Here is a 17249-nt window from a genome sequence, read left to right on the forward strand (position 1 = left end):
AGAAAGCACAATTATTAGCACATAACGACGTTATAAAAGACGACTGTAAGCGAATCTAGTCCACGGTTTTTAATTGCCATACTAACCATTTTGATGGCTCGACGCATGTTTAACAGCATTTTTTCATTAACCTTGATGCGGGTTTGGAGCTGCTTCTCTGATAGCTTCCTCTTTCGCATAGTATCAATTGAAAAGTTGTACTCCCATTCATTAATCCAGCCGTTTCTATATGCATGGTCTACAGCTTCATTATTGAGTGATTTTTCATTATCCTTACGCACACGCTTAACGGCTTGGAATATTTTATCTGAAGGTAATCCTATAAATTTTTTAACACAGCAGTTTCCTACCGTAGCTTGGGTATGATTATATTTATTTTGCAGTATGCATATTTCAATAATTGGGAAGTGTCCACACAGACAGCGTTCAGGCTCATCTGCCTCATATATTTGAGCCAAAGACCATTCGAGCTTCGCAGCATCCCAAACCTTTGACTCAGAAAGGTCTATGATTCCTTTTGTAAGCTTGTACTCGGACATTTTCTTTCCTAATGGTAAACAATTATATACTGCGCGATTCACGCATATCTATACCAGCGCCGCACAAATTTTTTCTTTATGTAGTTTTAACAAATTAGCTAACACATTACTATCATTAAGTTTTTATTATTTTAAAGCGGAGTTCATTAGCTTTCTGTTTACGCTTGGCTCATTTTCCTGCATTTCGAACTTACTCACTTAGTCCATAAAACGTTTTGACAAAATTGCACAAAAACCACAAACTACCTACCAGTAGATTGATTTAGCTAAAGTGATTTAAAATGCATAAACCTGTGGTTATTATTGGTGGTGGCTTAGCGGGCTTATATGCTGCTTACAACCTTAAAAAACGTGATATTCCGTTTTTATTATTAGAGGCTAAAGCCAGTTTGGGCGGTAGAATTGCGTCTCATTATTTACCGACCAACAACACCATTAGCCACGATTTAGGCCCAACATGGATATTTCCGCACCAGCCTAATATTCAACAATTAGTTGCTGTTTTAAACATCCCAGTGTTTGAGCAATACAACCAAGGCGATGTGCTGTATCAAGCATCACAAACCGCTCCTGCACAGCAAATTGCAGGGGCTGGCGAAATGCAGTTATTTAGAATACAAAACGGTATGGACGAGCTTATCAATGCGCTTTATCAGCAGCTTGAGCCAAAAACCGTTAAATTAGAGCACGCTGTTAGCGAAGTAAAAAAGCTCTCCGATGGCTGGCATATAAGCGCTAATTATCAAGGGAGTAGGCAGCACTATACTTGCGATCAGTTACTGTTGGCATTACCGCCTAGAATGATCAGTCAACATTTAACCCCGCATTTATGGGCCGATAATGTTTTAACACAGCGTTTAGCGTCGGTGCCTACATGGATGGCTGGCCAAGCAAAGTTTATTGCCACTTTTGAGCACGCTTTTTGGCGAGATAAAAATTTATCGGGACAATGTTTTAGCCGAGTAGGCCCATTGGTAGAAGTTCATGATGCGTCAGCAAGTGGGCATTCTCACCCTGCTTTGTTTGGCTTTATTGGCGTGCCTTACTTGCAGCGCAGTAAAGTGACCAGAGAACAATTAACTCAGGCTTGCCTTGATCAGCTCAGCTATTTTTACGGTGAGCAAGCCTATACAGCGACGAGCTGCATTATAAAGGATTGGGCTGAGGATGAATTTATCGCCAACAAAGATGACCAAATGGGTGTTTCGCAGCATCCAGAATTCAATTTTTCAGGGCTTAGTGAGCAGCTCAAACAGTTACAAGTGTATTTTGTAGGGAGTGAGTTTGCAAAGCATGAGGCAGGCTATTTAGAGGGGGCTATAAACGCTGTAGATAGCGCCTTAGCTAATTTAATAGATGCTTAGGTTTTTAATTAAAAGGCGTGCTGTGTAGGCACGCCTTTGTAAGGTATTAGTCTTCTGATTTTATGACGGTTTCTTCACCTGTGCCAAGCATGGTAGCTAACCAACGCCCTTCGTCACTGGCTTCTAGCGCTATTTTTACAATCATGGTTAACGGCACCGATAACAACATACCTACAGAGCCTAATAACCAGCCCCAAAATATTAACGATAAAAACACCACTAAGGTAGAAAGCCCGAGGCCTTTGCCCATGTATTTTGGCTCTACAATATTACCCATAACGGTATTAATGGTTAAATAACCCGCGCCGACGAGCCCTGCCACTAATGGGCCTTGCGTAATAAGTGCCAGTAACAGTGCAGGCACAGCCGCAATGATTGAACCAATGTTAGGAATGTAATTAAGCATAAATGCCAATACGCCCCATAGTACAAAATAATCAACGTCTAATATCCACAGGTAAAAACCAGCAATTACACCAGTGGCTAAACTCACTAAGGTTTTAATAGCTAAATAAGAGTTAATAGAGTCTAAAAAGCGGTCAATTTGCTTGATTTTGCTGTCGGGATCGTCCAGTGCTAAATGAATTTTTTTACCAAGTATCGGCCCTTCAAACAGCATAAAAACAACCGTTAAAATAATTAAAAACATATTGGCCATTACGCTACCTAAACCCGTTAGCATATTGGTGGCAACATCAACCATTTTGCCAGGGTCAAACATAGACAAAATTTGTTCTTTATTAATTAAGATATTGTATTGCGAGGCCACATCAACCAACCATACAAATTCTTCTTTTAATTGTGCTTTATATTCAGGTAACTGTTTTGAAAAATCGTTAACCGACTGCCCTACTAAACCGCCTAAGCTAACCCCTAAGCCCATAATAATAAGCACCACAAGCACTACCGCTATGCCTTTTGGAATACGGTAACGAGCAAAAAAGTTAATAAGTGGGCTACAAATTATGGCTATAAATGCTGCCAAAATAAACGGAATAACAATAGCGCTAGCGGCTTTAATACCCGCTAGCACAATGACCAAAGCGGCAAAAATTATTAAGCTTTTATTTACCCCAGTTAAACTTGCCAATACTCTTATCCTATTACTGTTATTTGGCTTTAGTGTAAGGCAAAAGCTAATAGAATGAAATGTTTAAGGGTGATCATAAAAATTATTGGTACGTATAAATTTGCAAATCGTTGAGCTGGAGAGTATAAATTTTAAACATCCTGCTTTATTTATAATTTTGGAGTTGCAATGCATATATTTTTTACTGGCGCCACAGGCTTAATTGGTAGGCACCTTTGCCCTTTCTTGTTGCACCACCACGATGTTACTGTACTGAGCAGAAACCCAACCAAAGCAAAAGTATTGTTAGGGCACCAGATAAATGCAGTTGATAGCCTTGAAGATGTTGATTTTAATACCGTTGACGTTGTTATTAACTTAGCCGGTGAGCCTATTGTAAATAAACGTTGGAGCGACAAACAAAAAACAGTCATTCGCGATAGCCGAATCATTGTTACGCAAGCGATTAGTGATGCTATTAAGCAGTGCCATACCCCACCACATACCTTTATATCTGGCAGTGCAATTGGTTATTATGGTCGACAAGGCGACACTCTGGTTGATGAAAACAATACAGAGCCTCATGATGAATTTAGCCACCAACTGTGCAAAGATTGGGAGCAAGCAGCTTTAAAGGCTGAGTCTGACGAAACTCGAGTGTGCTTATTACGTACCGGTATTGTATTGGCTAAAAAAGGCGGCGCGCTTGGTAAAATGTTACCAGCATTTAAGCTTTGCGTAGGTGGTCCAATTGGCAGTGGTGAGCAAGGTATGTCGTGGATCCATATAGATGACATGGTTCAGCTCATTTTATTTTTAATTCGCAATAAAGAAATATCAGGAGCTGTTAATGCCACAGCTCCTGAGCCCCTAAGCAATAAGCAGTTTAGCCAATCACTCGCAAAAGCATTGTCACGCCCTGCGTTTATGCCTATGCCTGCTGGGGTGCTTAATATATTAATGGGTGAAATGGCCGACTTACTTACTACCGGCCAGTATGTGGTACCTAAAAAAGCATTAGACCATAACTATCGTTTTCACTTTACTAAAATTGACGCTGCATTAGAAAGTTTAGTCTAGCTACTGGCCTTAACGGATTAAGTTTGTAGTAGGGGGTAAAAGTTAATACTTTTTACCCTCTTGCTATTTTTGTGTTACTACCTAATACTTATAGCTGTATAAACGCCTTCAATTAGCTAAAAGAGCCCCTTAAACATGCTTCATTTACCTACATTAATTAGCCTCTGTTTTATTCTTAACTTGTTTATTGCTGTGTTCTTTTTTTCTGTTTATAGATACAAAAAACAACCTTGCTATTTATTTTTTGCTACCGCCTGTTGCTCGTTTATTACCGCAATAGCACTAATTGGTTTAAGAGATTTTATTGAGTTTCCATTATTAACCCACTTTTTTGCTTACGTTTTTATTATTTTAAGTCCATTACTCGTTATTTTAGGGTTAATACCACAAAGCCAAGCACCCGCGATAAAATTAACACCTTTATACTATGCTTGTGCCATGTGCTGTACGCTTTTACTTGCAGTGTACCTTATAGATGCAGGGCAAATTATTACCAGCATTATTACTGCTGTATTATTTAGTTACGCTGCGTATTTAATGATTAAAACTCCAAGTGTTGCAGTAGTCCAACAACGCTTACTCGTTGCCTGTTTTACAATCCACAGTGTGGTGATGCTGTTGCAAGTTGTACTCCTTGTTTTGCTCTACTCAAGCCAAATCAGTCAAGCAAGCTTAGCTTTTGGATTACAGCTGTTATTGGTAACGCATTTATTTTTAACTACCGCTACTGCGCTAATTTTACCGTTTATTAAGTTTGCAAATGCTGAGTCTAGACTGATCAATCTAGCGAATCACGACCCGTTAACGCAACTTTTAAACAGGCGTGGATTTTTCCGTTTATGTAAAAAAATAACTAAAACCGCGCCTCTGAACAGCAGAGTATCGTTGATCATGCTCGATATAGACCTATTTAAACAAGTGAACGACCAATACGGTCATGAAACCGGGGATGAAGCGATAAAGTGGATTGCACAACATATTAACGAATTGTTTTTTGAGCTTGGAGTTACTGCTCGGATTGGTGGAGAAGAGTTTGCTATTTTTCTTAATCAACAGAACTTAGCGCAAGCTAGGCTGTTAGCTCAAAAGCTTTGCAGTAGTATTAATGAATACCCGTTTTATTTTAATGGTAATAGCATTGCACTGTCTGTAAGTGCTGGAATAAGTAGCATGTTAGTGCGCGAGCTAAATATGCAAGCACTGTTGTTACAAGCCGACAAACGCCTTTATCTTGCCAAAGAAACAGGCCGAAATAAAGTGGTCACCCATGATGAAAAAAGCTTATTAACCAAAGCTCCCACTGCCATCATTTAATTTAGCCATAAAAAAACGGCATCATAGTTGATGCCGCTTGATACGTTTACAAATTATATAATTACTTACTTATCCAAGGCGTTACTTTAACAACCTCGTTAATATCAGCTAATACGGTTGTATTTTCTTCCCAGCTATCGGTTACTTCAAAATAACACACTGACTTTTCGCATGTTATGCGCTCATCATCAAATTGCTTAGGAGTTTTAAAGGTAACAACCACGCCTTTTTGTTCAGGTAATAAAAACCACATTAGTTTGCTAACAAAAAAGCCAGATAGGTCTGTTAATAGCTCTTCAAGCTCATTATTAATAACCAATAACGATTGCTTTGATAACGCCAGTCCATCTAGTTCCTTAGCTTCTATTTGTAGCTTTAACTGACAGTCGTGAACCGGGTTTTTTGGCTGAACTACAATCACCGCTTTGTCGGTATCTAGCTGTTTATCGAACGGTAATAGCAATTGCGCTTTGTCGGTATAATTAAGCGGGTACTCATTTTTTTCAGTTAAAATAGTACCGTTTTTAATACTACAAACTTCGTTAGTACCAATATCGCTAATATAAAAGTTTACGCGGGCGTACTGAAAGTCCCCTTTGTTTACCACTTTTAAACGGTCGTAAAAACCGTCATACGACATCACAAATTCTTTAGCAACGGCACTACTAGCTGCTACTGCTAAAAAGCTGGCTGTAACTAATTTTAATAACGGCTTATTCATTAAAGTACGCTCGGTTTTGATTAATCATGGTATTAAGCTCTTCAATGTACGCTTCACCACGTTCAGAGTAAGACATTAAACCATACGTTAATTTAGTCGCTAAAATTGGTTTTTGTTGTGCGCGTAAGTCTTCGCGGATAGTACGTAGCTCTTTGTAAGCATTGTGGGTATTAATATTTTTAAAATAAGAGCTTACTGCTGCACGTACCGATTTGAATGCAGCCACTTCATGCTCGGCTTCACTATTACGTCTTCTTGGTACCATGCCACAGCCTTTTTTGTAGCACCATTGGCCAAAAAAGTTTAAGCCGATTCGTGCAAAACGTGAAGTGCCCCATGCAGACTCATTGGCTGCCTGCATTAAGGCCATCTCTTTAGGAATGATGTCTACTCGGCGCAGTGCTTGGCTTAAGGTGATGGTATCTAACGTTTCAGGTAATCCGTACGACTTAAGTATTTTTTTTATGTCGCCCGCTTGTTTTTTACTAAGCGGTTCACTGTGCTCTATCATCATGCGTGCAATTTCAAGGTTTGCACGTTGCTGTAAAATCTTTTTGTTTTCGGCTTCTACATGAGGCTTAATAAAGTTAAAAAACGCATGTTTTTTCTCTTTCACATCAGTGAATTCTGAGAACTTTGGCAACTTAACGTTGTGCAATGGTTTTTCTTTTTTCTTCTCTTTTTTAATGTCGTTAGAGCTGGTTTGCTCGTCTGATACTAGTTCATCAGCATCAATAAACGGAAGGGTCAACGCCCAAATAACAATGGCGGCTAACAACAACTGAAAAATAGTTTTTAACATGTATTATCTCAATTTAACTCTAAGTTATGTATGGTGTAGTCACATACATACGAAACATCATTATACCTAAGCCACTTTATAAACGCGAATACTGAACAACCGAATAAAATTCATACACCTATTGCTTACAATTTATAATATACTAAGTGCTAAAACCGAAGACGAATTGATAGGTTGAGACATGGATAAACAGTGGCAAAATAGAATAATTGAACAATATAAGCACCGCCCTAACGATAACCGCTCTCCTTGGCAAATCGACCGCTCACGAATCATTCATGCTGCTGCATTTAGGCGCCTTCAAGCTAAAACCCAAATAATGGGTATTGGCTTAAACGACTTTTACCGTACACGCCTTACCCATTCATTAGAAGTCTCGCAAATAGGCACCGGCATATTACGCCATTTAAAGGTCCAACATCCAAGCTTTGAACATTTTCCATCTACTGGATTGCTCGAAACCTTATGTTTAGCACACGATATAGGCCATCCACCGTTTGGGCATGGTGGCGAAATTGCACTTAACTATATGATGCGTGATCATGGTGGTTTTGAGGGTAACGCACAAACACTGCGCATTGTGGCAAAGCTAGAGCCCTATAGTAACGGCTACGGCATGAACTTAACTAGACGCACCTTGTTAGGATTTATTAAGTACCCAGCTTTTATTGATAACCTTTGGCATAACATCCCACAAGAAAATAAACAGCGTGCGTTTATAAAAGCCGATGACTGGCGACCAGCCAAAGGTATTTACAATGACGATGCCGCGATATTTAATTGGATTATTGAGCCTCTTAGCGCAAGTGATAAAGCGTTATTATCTAGCCAAGAACACGCAGATGCTTATCGCGCTAAAACCCTTTATAAATCACTCGACAGTGCCATTATGGAACTGGCTGATGACATTGCTTATGCCGTTCACGACCTTGAAGATGCCATAGCTACCGATGTGCTCAGTTTAGACGATTGGCTAACCCATGCATTACCTCATTTACAAGCACTTGACTATGACTGGTTAAACACTTTGCTGGAGTCACTCTCCAAGCGGTTATTTTCAAAGTATGAACATGAGCGAAAAGACGCCATAGGCGAACTGGTGAATACCTTTATTATTCATATTCATTTAGATACCCAAAACGATGAATTTGAGTGCCCTATTTTAAAGCACACCGCAAAATTAGATCAGCAATACGAAAATGTGCTACAGATCCTCAAACACTTTATATTTCAGCGTTTAATACGCGACCCACAAATGCAGCAAATAGAATTTAAAGGGCAAAACCTACTCATAGAATTATTTACTGCGTTTGCCAGCGATCCGCTGCGCTTATTACCCGAAACCACGCAGGCACTGTACCTTGAAGCTGAAAAACACAATCAAGGTATGCGTATTATTTGTGACTATTTAAGCGGTATGAGCGACGAATACGCTTATAAAACCTATCAACGGTTGTTCTCCCCCATACAATAAGTTAGCTAATCTGAACTCAGGTTAGTCAACATAAAAAAGCCGAGTCACTTACGTAACTCGGCTTTTCGTTAGTTTATAAAATCACACTACAGTGATTTAATGCCCATGTTGTAAAGCGTAAAACCGTACATATCGGCATAAAGGTCAATAATTTTACTGGTTGGTGTACCGGCACCATGGCCTGCATTGGTTTCAATACGAATAAGTGTAGGATTTGTACCCGCTTGATTCGCTTGAAGCTCAGCTGCAAATTTAAATGAATGCGACGGTACAACGCGGTCATCATGATCGCCTGTAGTGATCATAGTCGCCGGATATTCAACCCCTGCTTTTACATTATGAATTGGCGAGTAGCCTTTTAAGTAATCAAACATTTCTTTACTTTGGTCGCTAGTTCCGTAATCGTATGCCCAACCAGCGCCAGCTGTAAATGTATGATAACGAAGCATATCCAATACGCCTACCGCAGGTAACGCAACTTGAAACAAGTCAGGTCGCTGGGTCATTACAGCACCCACTAATAACCCACCGTTTGAACCACCACGCAGTGCTAAGCGTTTTTTAGAGGTGTATTTTTTATCTTGTAAGTATTCAGCTGCAGCAATAAAGTCGTCAAATACGTTTTGCTTTTGCAATTGTGTACCTGCTTTATGCCACTCTTTACCGTATTCTCCACCACCACGAATATTAGCAACTGCGTATACGCCGCCTTGCTCAAGCCAAGCTGCTGTTGTAGAGCTAAAGCGAGGTGTTAAGCTTATATTAAAGCCACCATAGCCATATAAAATAGTTGGGTTGCTGCCATCTAATTTAATATCACTTTTATAAGTGATAATCATCGGTACTTTAGTGCCATCTTTAGAGGTATAAAATACTTGCTCAGAGGTATAGTTATCGCTATTAAAATCTATCCCTGACTTACGGTATACTTTTGACTCACCGCTTTGCACGTCAAAGCTGTAAGTTGTACCTGGCGTTTTGTAGTTAGTAAATGAATAATAAAGCGTAGTTTGCTCTTGTTTACCGCCAAAGCCACTCGCCGTACCGACGCCTGGTAAACTAATTTCGCGGATCAATTCGCCTTGTTTGTTGTACTGTTTCACTTTAGAAATAGCATCAACCATGTAGTTGGCAAAAAACGTATTACCGCCAAGGGTTACATTAAGTACGTTTTCAGTTTCTGGGATAAAATCTTGCCAGTTTTCAGGCTGTGGATTGTTTGCATCAACCGTCACTACTTTTTTATTTGGTGCATTTAAGTTAGTAACCAAAAATAGCTTGCTGCCTTCGTTGTCAATTACGCTGGTATCAGAGTCGGTATTACCCACTACAGTCACAAATTCGCTATCTGGCTTGGTTAAATCTTTAATAAATAACTTATTACCAGAGGTTGATACGCTGGCACTAATAAACAAGAAACGACCATCTTTGGTTGCTTTAGCGCCCACATAGCGGTGCTTTTGTTCTGCTGTATCGCCAAATACTAAAGTATCTTCGCCTTGATCTTGACCTAACTTATGGTAATACACTTTATGTTGATCAGTTTTTGCAGAAAGCTCACTGCCCTCTGGCTTATCGTAGCTTGAATAGTAAAAACCGTCATTTGCTAGCCAGCTAACGCCACTAAATTTAACATCAACTAGTGCTTGTTCTACCTGCTCTTTGGTTTCGGTGTCTATAACAATGATTTTACGCCAATCACTACCACCTTCTGAAATTTGGTACGCTAACAATGAACCATCTTCTGAAAATGATAAACCCGACATTGAAGTGGTGCCATCTTCACTAAAAGTATTAGGATCTAAGAACACTTCAGCTTCACCGCCGTCTTTGCTGCGGTATAAAACGTACTGGTTTTGCAGGCCATTATTTTTATAAAAATAAGTGTAATCACCTTCAGTAAACGGGGCGCTGATTTTTTCGTAGTTCATGAGTTTTTCAAGGCGCTGTTTGAGTGTGTCTCTGTAAGGCACTTGCTCTAAATACGAAAAGGTAAGCTTGTTTTGAGTTTTAACCCATTGAGCCGTTTCATCACTCATATCATCTTCTAACCAGCGATACGGATCAGCCACGGTTTCACCAAAGTAAGTGTCAACCACAGTGCCTTTTTTAGTTTCAGGGTAATCTAGTGAGTTAACTGCTTTCATAGCTGTTTTTACTTCATTTTGAGTAGTGTTTTCTGCAGGTTGTGAACAACCCGCAAGTGCGATTACAACCGCACAGGTCAGTGTTTTTTTAAGCATTGCTTTACCATTATTTTTTTATAGTCAGCCTAAGTTATTAACTTTCTGTTTGTTTGTCTATCAACTTGCGGTAAACGTCATTTATCGCTGTTAACCTGCGCTAAATTGCGCTTAAATAAATGAATAACTTTTAAACACTAACAGGTTGAGTAATGACAGAAACTGAATCTTTTACCAGCTTTAAACGCTTTTACCCTTACTATCTAAAAGAGCATCGTAATAAAACTTGTCGCAGGCTGCATTTTATTGGCAGTAGTTTAGTGTTGCTTTTGACCGGCTATGCGCTTATTAGCTCACAATTTGCATTGTTATGGTTATTACCGGTGATTGGTTATGGCTTTGCATGGGTTGGGCATTTCTTTTTTGAAAAAAACCGCCCCGCCACATTTAAGCACCCGTTATACAGTTTATGGGGTGATTGGATCATGTTTAAAGATATACTGATTGGCAAAATTAAATGGTAAATGGCTACTTACGCTTCGGTATCACAAACACCTCATCTTACTCGCTGTAAATAAAATGTAGATTGAATGTAATTCAATTGACCTCGATTGTAGAAATGGTCTACCTTGACAACAGTAATTTCAATTAGTTCATTAATTTAAAAAGATTAAATTGAAACCACCTGTAGAGCATCGAATGAGGGAAATTAGTTATGCAACTTACACCGCTATTTACAGCAAAAAAAACCATCACTTTAAGTATCGCCGCTGCACTTGTTGGCTCATGGACGGTTAATGCCGCTGAGCAAGAGACTCAGGCGCAAGAAAACATTGAACAAATTAGTGTTATTGGCTCTCGCCGACTAGGCCGCACAGTTGAAGATAGCCCAGTGCCTATTGATATTATCAGTAATGATGCCTTAAAAAGTTCAGGGCAAACAGAAACCAATGCATTATTAAGTACGTTATTACCAAGTTTTAATTTCCCCCAACCATCAATTACCGATGGCAGCGACCACGTACGCCCAGCTCAACTGCGTGGCTTAGCCCCTGATCACACCTTGGTACTCGTAAATGGTAAACGTCGCCACAGTAACGCGCTACTAAATTTAAACGGCTCAACGGGTCGTGGCTCGTCATCAGTTGATTTAAACGCTATTCCTGCAAACGCGATTGAACGCATTGAAGTATTACGCGACGGCGCCGCAGCTCAATATGGCTCAGACGCTATTGCCGGGGTGATTAATATCGTCCTTAAAAGCAATAGCAGTGGCGGTAGTTTGGGTGCCGTATATGGTGCAAATATTACCGATATGGACGGTGTAGCGCAGTTACAATCGGTCTCTGAGGACGCAAATGGTGACTTAGCTTTTACTGAGGGCAGCGACCGCTCGCTTACCGACGGCCAAACCTTAACTCTGCAAGGTAATATGGGGTTTGAATTAGGCGATAACGGCTTTTTGAGTATTTCTAGTGAATATCGCGATCGCAGCTCAACCAACCGCTCTGATTACGACCAACGCGAAAATTACGCTCGTTTACCTGATGGCTCTCTCGACCCACGCGAATTCACATGGGATCGTTACAACCATAACTTTGGTAACGGCACTGTTGAAGACTTTGCGCTGTTTTACAATGCCGGTTATCAGTTAACTAACGATGCCGAGCTATACTCGTTTGGCTCTTACAGCAAGCGTGAAGGCGAAGGCGGTGGTTTTTATCGTCGCGCACAAGACAGCCGTAACGTAACAGATATTTATCCTGATGGCTTTTTACCGGTGATCACCTCAGATATTGACGATTTTTCGTTAGCATTAGGCGTAAAAGGTTTTGCTAATGAATGGAATTACGACGCTTCTGCTGTATACGGCCAAGATGCCTTTAACTTTGGTGTTATTGATAGCTTAAACACCTCATATGGGCCTAGCAGTCAAACCAGTTTTGATGCCGGTACACTTACCTACGATCAGCTTACTATTAACCTTGATTTTAGCCGCGAGATTGATGCAGACTTTTTAGCTAGCGGAATTAACGTCGCAGTGGGTGCTGAGTATCGTCGTGAAGGCTACGAAATTCAGGCAGGCGAAGAAGCCTCATACGCACAAGGCACTTTTGGCCCTGGTGGCGCAGTAACCGACCCAGTTAATGGCCCATTTGGCTCTGCAGGTTCGCAAGTATTCCCGGGGTTCACACCTGAGTCTGCGGGTGATAACAGCCGCCATAATGTTAGCCTTTACGTTGATTTAGAAGCCTTTATTACAGATAACTGGAATGTTGCCGTCGCAGCGCGTTACGAAGACTACTCTGACTTTGGTGATACGCTTAATGGTAAAATTGCTACCCGTTATACGCTAACAGAAGATTTAGCATTACGCGGCTCTGTATCAACCGGCTTTAGAGCGCCCTCGTTACAACAGCAATATTTTACTTCAGTGGCGACCGTGTTTGTTGATGGTATTCCAACTCAAACAGGCACGTTTGCCCCAAGCAGTGATGTAGCCGTTGCATTGGGATCACCGGGCTTAGATGCAGAAGAAGCCACCAACTACGGGGTAGGTTTTACCTGGTCAACCGACTTTAATTTCAGCTTATCTGTGGATTATTACCAAATATTAATTGATGAACGTATTGTGTTATCAAATAACCTATCAGGCGCAGGCGTTGCAAGCTTACTTGAGGGCACCGGCGCTAACCAAGGTCGATTTTTCTTAAACGCGATTGATAGCAAAACCCGTGGCGTTGACGTCGTCGCTTCTTATAATTTAATCACCGACAACTACGGTGATGTAGCTTTTAACTTAGGTTACAACTACGGTAAAAACCAAGTCACCGATATTATTGACCCACCAGCACAATTACAAAATGTTGGGGTTGAGCAAGATAATTTGTTCTCGGGTAACGAGCTACGTCGTTTTGAAGTGAGCACGCCGCGCAATAAATACAACCTTAGCGCAACATGGACACTTAACGAATGGCGCACCACACTTCGCAGCACTCGCTACGGTGAAACACAAGACCCATCTGAAAACCCAGAGCGTAACGAAGTGTTAGAACCTAAATGGATCACCGATTTAGATGTTGCCTATGCACTTAATAATAACCTTACTCTGAGCTTAGGCGTTAATAATGTGTTTGATGTATACCCAGATCCAACTCGTGAGCTGGTGAGCGATGTAACCACTTTCTCTCGCTTGTTCTCGTACTCGGGCTTTTCACCATTTGGTTTTAATGGCCGTTATGTATACGGCAAAATTGAAATGAAATTTTAAGCTGTAACTTAAACCAAAAAGCCACACTAAATAGTGTGGCTTTTTTTATAGATTAGAACCCGATTAGATTTTAGTTAACCAACCGTGTTTATCTTCGCTTTTGCCCCATTGAATATCGTTCAATGCTTGACGTAAGCGTGCCGTTGTTGGCCCTGGTTCACCATTACCTACTTTGTATTCTTTATCGTTATGGATAAACGTACCTACTGGAGTCAATACTGCCGCAGTGCCTGAAAGTGCTGCCTCAGTGCCTGGTTTTGCTGCACGCTCTAAAAGCTCAGTGACAGTAAAGTTGCGCTCGCTAACCGTCATACCTAAATCTTTAGCTATGGTTAAAATGCTATTACGAGTTACACCGTGTAAAAATGTGCTGTCGAGTGCTTTAGTAATTATTTCGTTGCCATCAATTAAAATAAAGTTTGCGGCACCGGTTTCTTGCACATCGCCGCCTGGGCAAAATAAAATTTGGTCGGCTTTATATTTAGTGCGTGCTGCTGAAATTGGGCCAAGTGCGCTGGCATAGTTACCACCGCTTTTGATCATACCCATGTGCGGTGCACAGCGCATACCATCTTCTTCAAGTAAAACACGTAACGCAGTTGCGCCACCTGAAAAATAATCACCCACTGGCGATAATAACGTGTAAAGCAACGAACTCATTGACGGTGCCGCCGCTTTACCAATGGCAGCTTCTGTACCAATGTGGGTTGGGCGAATATACATAGAACCAGGAGGAAGCGGCGTTTCATCGGCGTATTCACGAACAATATCGATGATCATTGTTTTTAGCATCTCGCCATCAACAGCAGGTAAACTCAACAATTCAGAACTTTGCTGCATGCGCGCAATATTAGCGTCCATTCTAAAAATATTAACCGAGCCATCTTCGTGACGAAAGGCTTTTAACCCTTCAAAACATGTACTTGAATAATGAAGAACGTGCGCACCTGCATGCAACTCAAGCTTATCGCAAGGAACAATTGAGCTTTCGCCCCACTGATTGTCAGAAAACTTAGCTTGAATCATCTGCGGCATAAACACAGTACCAAATGCTGCCATTTTTATTCTCTCTTGTGTGGTCTATTTTTCTCCATTGTATGACAACCAGCTACTATTTAACCATAGCAAAACGAGCTGTTTTTAAATTAATTAGAAGAATTTTTTGCATGTACTGATGATTATTTAATCAATAAAGCACTTGCCAACCTTTTAATGCAATAATCAGCTAACATTTTATAGTTAGCTGATTAATTAATGCGTACATTATGATGGCGGCTATTTTATTAGCCTCTATTTAAAAGAATAACGCAATATACGCTTTAATACTGAGGTGTATTGGTGAAAAAATCCGCCAGTATTATAAGCAATGCCCTGCTTTTGTAATGCGGCTTGCACTTTAGGCGCAATTTCTTGATAACGGGACGATGGCATATCAGGAAATAAATGATGCTCTATTTGAAAGCTTAAATGCCCAGTTAAAATATGAAACCAACGTGCCCCTTTAATGTTTGACGACCCCAGCGCTTGGCGATAATACCACTGCCCTTGGCTTTCGTTTTTGCAGTCTTGCTCATAAAAGGTATGGGTTTGCTCGGTAAAATGGCCACAAAAAATAATGGTTGAGGTCCATAGGTTACGAATTAAGTTTGCCAAAAAATTACCGCTTAATACCCACAAAAATAATGGCCCCGCCAAAACTGGAAATAACACATAGTCTTTAATTAGTTGGCGCGCCCCTTTACTAAAAAAGCGCTTTTTTAAGGTGCTATGCGCCACAGCACCTTCACGGTTTGGTTTCTTTTTACCTATAAAGACTCGCTCGCCTGCGAGCTCATGATACGACACGCCCCACTGAAACAGCACGCTAAGATTTAAATAAGTAATAAACTGCCATGTATTTTTTAGTCGCCATTTAAAATCATTGCTCAATCTTAATAAGCCATAACCAAAGTCACGATCTTTTCCGATAATGTTAGTGTAAGTATGGTGTTCAAAGTTATGAACGCGGTTCCAGCTTTGGCCGTCGCAGGCTATATCCCACTCGTAAGTTTTAGAGTTAAGCTGTTTGTCGTTCATCCAATCGTATTGACCATGCATTACATTGTGGCCAATTTCCATGTTGTCGAGAATTTTAGCCAAACCAAGTAATAAAACACCCGCTACCCACAATAATGGCTGTACAAAACCAAGCATCAATAAAATCCGTCCGCCTATTTCGCAAAACCGCTGCTTACGCACAATAGAACGAATATAGTTTGCATCCTTTTGCCCAACTGTAGCTAATGTCGACATTTTAATTTCATCTAAATCATCGGCTAACTGTTGATAATTTATAGTTATCATAGCTGTAACTCCAAATCGCTAACGGCTTGACTCACACACAGTTGAATTAACTGCTCGCCAGTATCTGATAATTGATTAGTTTTTAAATTACGCACCACTCCCGACTTTTTAATGCACTGGCATTGATGGCAAATACCAATGCCGCAACCACGCTGCACAGGGAGTTTTTTTGCTTCAAACTGGTTTAATAGCACCTCATTACTAGTCACTACATGCGTGTCTTTATTTATTATTACTGAAAAATGATTGTCGTCAGTCAATTTAGGCATGGATAGAGCAAACGATTCTTGGTAATAGGTTAAATTAAGTAGACGAGTAAAATCTGCAACTTCTTGCATAAAGCCAGCAGGACCACAGCAATATATATCAGGATTATCGTCCGTATTTATATGAGTAGTTAAATATGGGCTTCGATCCCGTGTAAGCAGTACGTAAGAAAAATGATTATATTGCTGTGTCAGCATTTTTAACTCATTAGTGCATTGATGCTCACCTGCTTTAGCAAAGTAAATTAATTTTATCTGATGCTCAGTATTACCTAGCTGCTGATCAAGCATAGCAAGCATAGGCGTAATTCCCGAACCACCAGCAATAAACGTGCTGGGTTTGTGCCAGCTTTTAAATACAAAGTCGCCACTTGGTGGAGAAATATTACACCATGGCTGCACCGCTAATGCATTTTGCAATTGGCTTGTAAAATGACCTTGCTGATCTGTTTTTACTAATAAACGAAGTAAACCTGTCGCCTTATATTGTGCGGGGCTGCATGCCAAAGTAAACACTCGAGTAAGCAAACGTCCATTAGCTTCCACCGTTAAGCTAATGTGTTGACCAGCAATATGTATAGGCCACTTTTTACTTGGTTTAAGTGAAATACTTAAAAATCGCCCGCTTAGCGCTTGGACATCAACAACCTTGGCTCGAAAAAGGTCAGCGCGCCACGCAGGTTTAAACTTTTGCATTATTGGCTCAATATAAGCTGCAAAGCTTTGATGGTGTAAAAACCATTTTGAAAATTGGTCTAATACCGGAGTTAACATGGTTATAAATTCTCTATTTAAATCGACTACCCATTAGTTTCTGCTGGGT

The 17249-nt window shown here is 40.4% G+C and carries 14 protein-coding genes; 6 read left to right on the forward strand and 8 right to left on the reverse strand.

All coding sequences use genetic code 11. From position 1 onward, the window contains the following. Positions 1-14: 14 nt before the first annotated feature. On the reverse strand, positions 15-539 hold the full coding sequence (locus ACNSN2_RS07970; RefSeq protein WP_418606937.1) for a hypothetical protein: 525 nt from the start codon (positions 537-539) through the stop codon (positions 15-17). A gap of 281 nt (positions 540-820) precedes the next feature. Here ACNSN2_RS07970 and ACNSN2_RS07975 point away from each other — a divergent pair, with 281 nt between their 5' ends. Then, positions 821-1903 (forward strand): flavin monoamine oxidase family protein, encoded by a 1083-nt coding sequence (locus tag ACNSN2_RS07975; RefSeq protein WP_418606938.1) that lies wholly within the window; start codon positions 821-823, stop codon positions 1901-1903. Between the two features lie 46 nt (positions 1904-1949). On the opposite strand, the gene ACNSN2_RS07980 is transcribed toward ACNSN2_RS07975, so the two are convergent. Beyond that, positions 1950-2993, reverse strand: a complete 1044-nt coding sequence (locus ACNSN2_RS07980; RefSeq protein ID WP_010390257.1) for an AI-2E family transporter — start codon at positions 2991-2993, stop codon at positions 1950-1952. A 168-nt stretch (positions 2994-3161) separates the two neighbouring features. Between ACNSN2_RS07980 and ACNSN2_RS07985 the strand changes: the two genes are divergently transcribed. Continuing rightward, positions 3162-4052: a TIGR01777 family oxidoreductase gene (locus ACNSN2_RS07985; RefSeq protein ID WP_054201055.1), complete on the forward strand. Its 891-nt coding sequence runs from the start codon at positions 3162-3164 to the stop codon at positions 4050-4052. A gap of 135 nt (positions 4053-4187) precedes the next feature. Next, on the forward strand, positions 4188-5366 hold the full coding sequence (locus tag ACNSN2_RS07990; protein ID WP_010390260.1) for a GGDEF domain-containing protein: 1179 nt from the start codon (positions 4188-4190) through the stop codon (positions 5364-5366). A gap of 61 nt (positions 5367-5427) precedes the next feature. On the opposite strand, the gene ACNSN2_RS07995 is transcribed toward ACNSN2_RS07990, so the two are convergent. Together ACNSN2_RS07995 and ACNSN2_RS08000 are read right to left on the reverse strand one after the other, a co-directional pair. Beyond that, positions 5428-6087 (reverse strand): DUF2987 domain-containing protein, encoded by a 660-nt coding sequence (locus ACNSN2_RS07995; protein ID WP_010390261.1) that lies wholly within the window; start codon positions 6085-6087, stop codon positions 5428-5430. Further along, entirely contained in the window at positions 6080-6889 is an 810-nt protein-coding gene (locus ACNSN2_RS08000) for a glucosaminidase domain-containing protein (protein WP_010390263.1), read from the reverse strand. The genes ACNSN2_RS07995 and ACNSN2_RS08000 overlap by 8 nt, the downstream gene beginning before the upstream one ends. Positions 6890-7070: 181 nt before the next feature. On the opposite strand from ACNSN2_RS08000, the gene ACNSN2_RS08005 reads away from it, so the two are divergent. Beyond that, positions 7071-8363 (forward strand): anti-phage deoxyguanosine triphosphatase, encoded by a 1293-nt coding sequence (locus ACNSN2_RS08005; RefSeq protein WP_418606941.1) that lies wholly within the window; start codon positions 7071-7073, stop codon positions 8361-8363. A gap of 86 nt (positions 8364-8449) precedes the next feature. Here ACNSN2_RS08005 and ACNSN2_RS08010 read toward each other — a convergent pair whose 3' ends face one another. Beyond that, a complete protein-coding gene (locus ACNSN2_RS08010; protein WP_418606943.1) occupies positions 8450-10606 on the reverse strand; it encodes a prolyl oligopeptidase family serine peptidase in 2157 nt (718 codons plus the stop codon). A gap of 152 nt (positions 10607-10758) precedes the next feature. Between ACNSN2_RS08010 and ACNSN2_RS08015 the strand changes: the two genes are divergently transcribed. Both ACNSN2_RS08015 and ACNSN2_RS08020 read left to right on the forward strand, forming a co-directional pair. Next, the gene (locus ACNSN2_RS08015) at positions 10759-11070 is read left to right on the forward strand and encodes an Mpo1-like protein (protein WP_418606945.1); all 312 of its coding nucleotides are present in this window, start codon (positions 10759-10761) and stop codon (positions 11068-11070) included. 191 nt (positions 11071-11261) lie between these two features. After that, positions 11262-13817 (forward strand): TonB-dependent receptor plug domain-containing protein, encoded by a 2556-nt coding sequence (locus ACNSN2_RS08020; protein ID WP_418606947.1) that lies wholly within the window; start codon positions 11262-11264, stop codon positions 13815-13817. Between the two features lie 63 nt (positions 13818-13880). Here ACNSN2_RS08020 and ACNSN2_RS08025 read toward each other — a convergent pair whose 3' ends face one another. From ACNSN2_RS08025 to ACNSN2_RS08035, 3 genes are all read right to left on the reverse strand, one after another. After that, positions 13881-14882: a branched-chain amino acid aminotransferase gene (locus ACNSN2_RS08025; protein WP_304644689.1), complete on the reverse strand. Its 1002-nt coding sequence runs from the start codon at positions 14880-14882 to the stop codon at positions 13881-13883. 225 nt (positions 14883-15107) lie between these two features. Then, on the reverse strand, positions 15108-16160 hold the full coding sequence (locus ACNSN2_RS08030; RefSeq protein ID WP_418606948.1) for a fatty acid desaturase family protein: 1053 nt from the start codon (positions 16158-16160) through the stop codon (positions 15108-15110). Beyond that, positions 16157-17200: a flavin reductase family protein gene (locus ACNSN2_RS08035; protein WP_075169119.1), complete on the reverse strand. Its 1044-nt coding sequence runs from the start codon at positions 17198-17200 to the stop codon at positions 16157-16159. Before ACNSN2_RS08035 ends, ACNSN2_RS08030 begins: the two co-directional genes overlap by 4 nt. Positions 17201-17249 lie beyond the last annotated feature (49 nt).

This window comes from Pseudoalteromonas sp. US3C1013 (assembly GCF_048401115.1).
In the GTDB taxonomy this organism is placed as follows: domain Bacteria; phylum Pseudomonadota; class Gammaproteobacteria; order Enterobacterales; family Alteromonadaceae; genus Pseudoalteromonas; species Pseudoalteromonas undina.

Excerpts from the sequence above, each read along its gene's own strand:
- ACNSN2_RS07995 (WP_010390261.1), bottom strand. The coding sequence starts at position 6,087 with ATGAATAAGCCGTTATTAAAATTAGTTACAGCCAGCTTTTTAGCAGTA.
- ACNSN2_RS08035 (WP_075169119.1), bottom strand. The coding sequence starts at position 17,200 with ATGTTAACTCCGGTATTAGACCAATTTTCAAAATGGTTTTTACACCAT.
- ACNSN2_RS08005 (WP_418606941.1), top strand. The coding sequence starts at position 7,071 with ATGGATAAACAGTGGCAAAATAGAATAATTGAACAATATAAGCACCGC.
- ACNSN2_RS08000 (WP_010390263.1), bottom strand. The coding sequence starts at position 6,889 with ATGTTAAAAACTATTTTTCAGTTGTTGTTAGCCGCCATTGTTATTTGG.
- ACNSN2_RS07970 (WP_418606937.1), bottom strand. The coding sequence starts at position 539 with ATGTCCGAGTACAAGCTTACAAAAGGAATCATAGACCTTTCTGAGTCA.
- ACNSN2_RS07990 (WP_010390260.1), top strand. The coding sequence starts at position 4,188 with ATGCTTCATTTACCTACATTAATTAGCCTCTGTTTTATTCTTAACTTG.
- ACNSN2_RS08010 (WP_418606943.1), bottom strand. The coding sequence starts at position 10,606 with ATGCTTAAAAAAACACTGACCTGTGCGGTTGTAATCGCACTTGCGGGT.
- ACNSN2_RS07975 (WP_418606938.1), top strand. The coding sequence starts at position 821 with ATGCATAAACCTGTGGTTATTATTGGTGGTGGCTTAGCGGGCTTATAT.
- ACNSN2_RS08020 (WP_418606947.1), top strand. The coding sequence starts at position 11,262 with ATGCAACTTACACCGCTATTTACAGCAAAAAAAACCATCACTTTAAGT.
- ACNSN2_RS08015 (WP_418606945.1), top strand. The coding sequence starts at position 10,759 with ATGACAGAAACTGAATCTTTTACCAGCTTTAAACGCTTTTACCCTTAC.
- ACNSN2_RS08030 (WP_418606948.1), bottom strand. The coding sequence starts at position 16,160 with ATGATAACTATAAATTATCAACAGTTAGCCGATGATTTAGATGAAATT.
- ACNSN2_RS07985 (WP_054201055.1), top strand. The coding sequence starts at position 3,162 with ATGCATATATTTTTTACTGGCGCCACAGGCTTAATTGGTAGGCACCTT.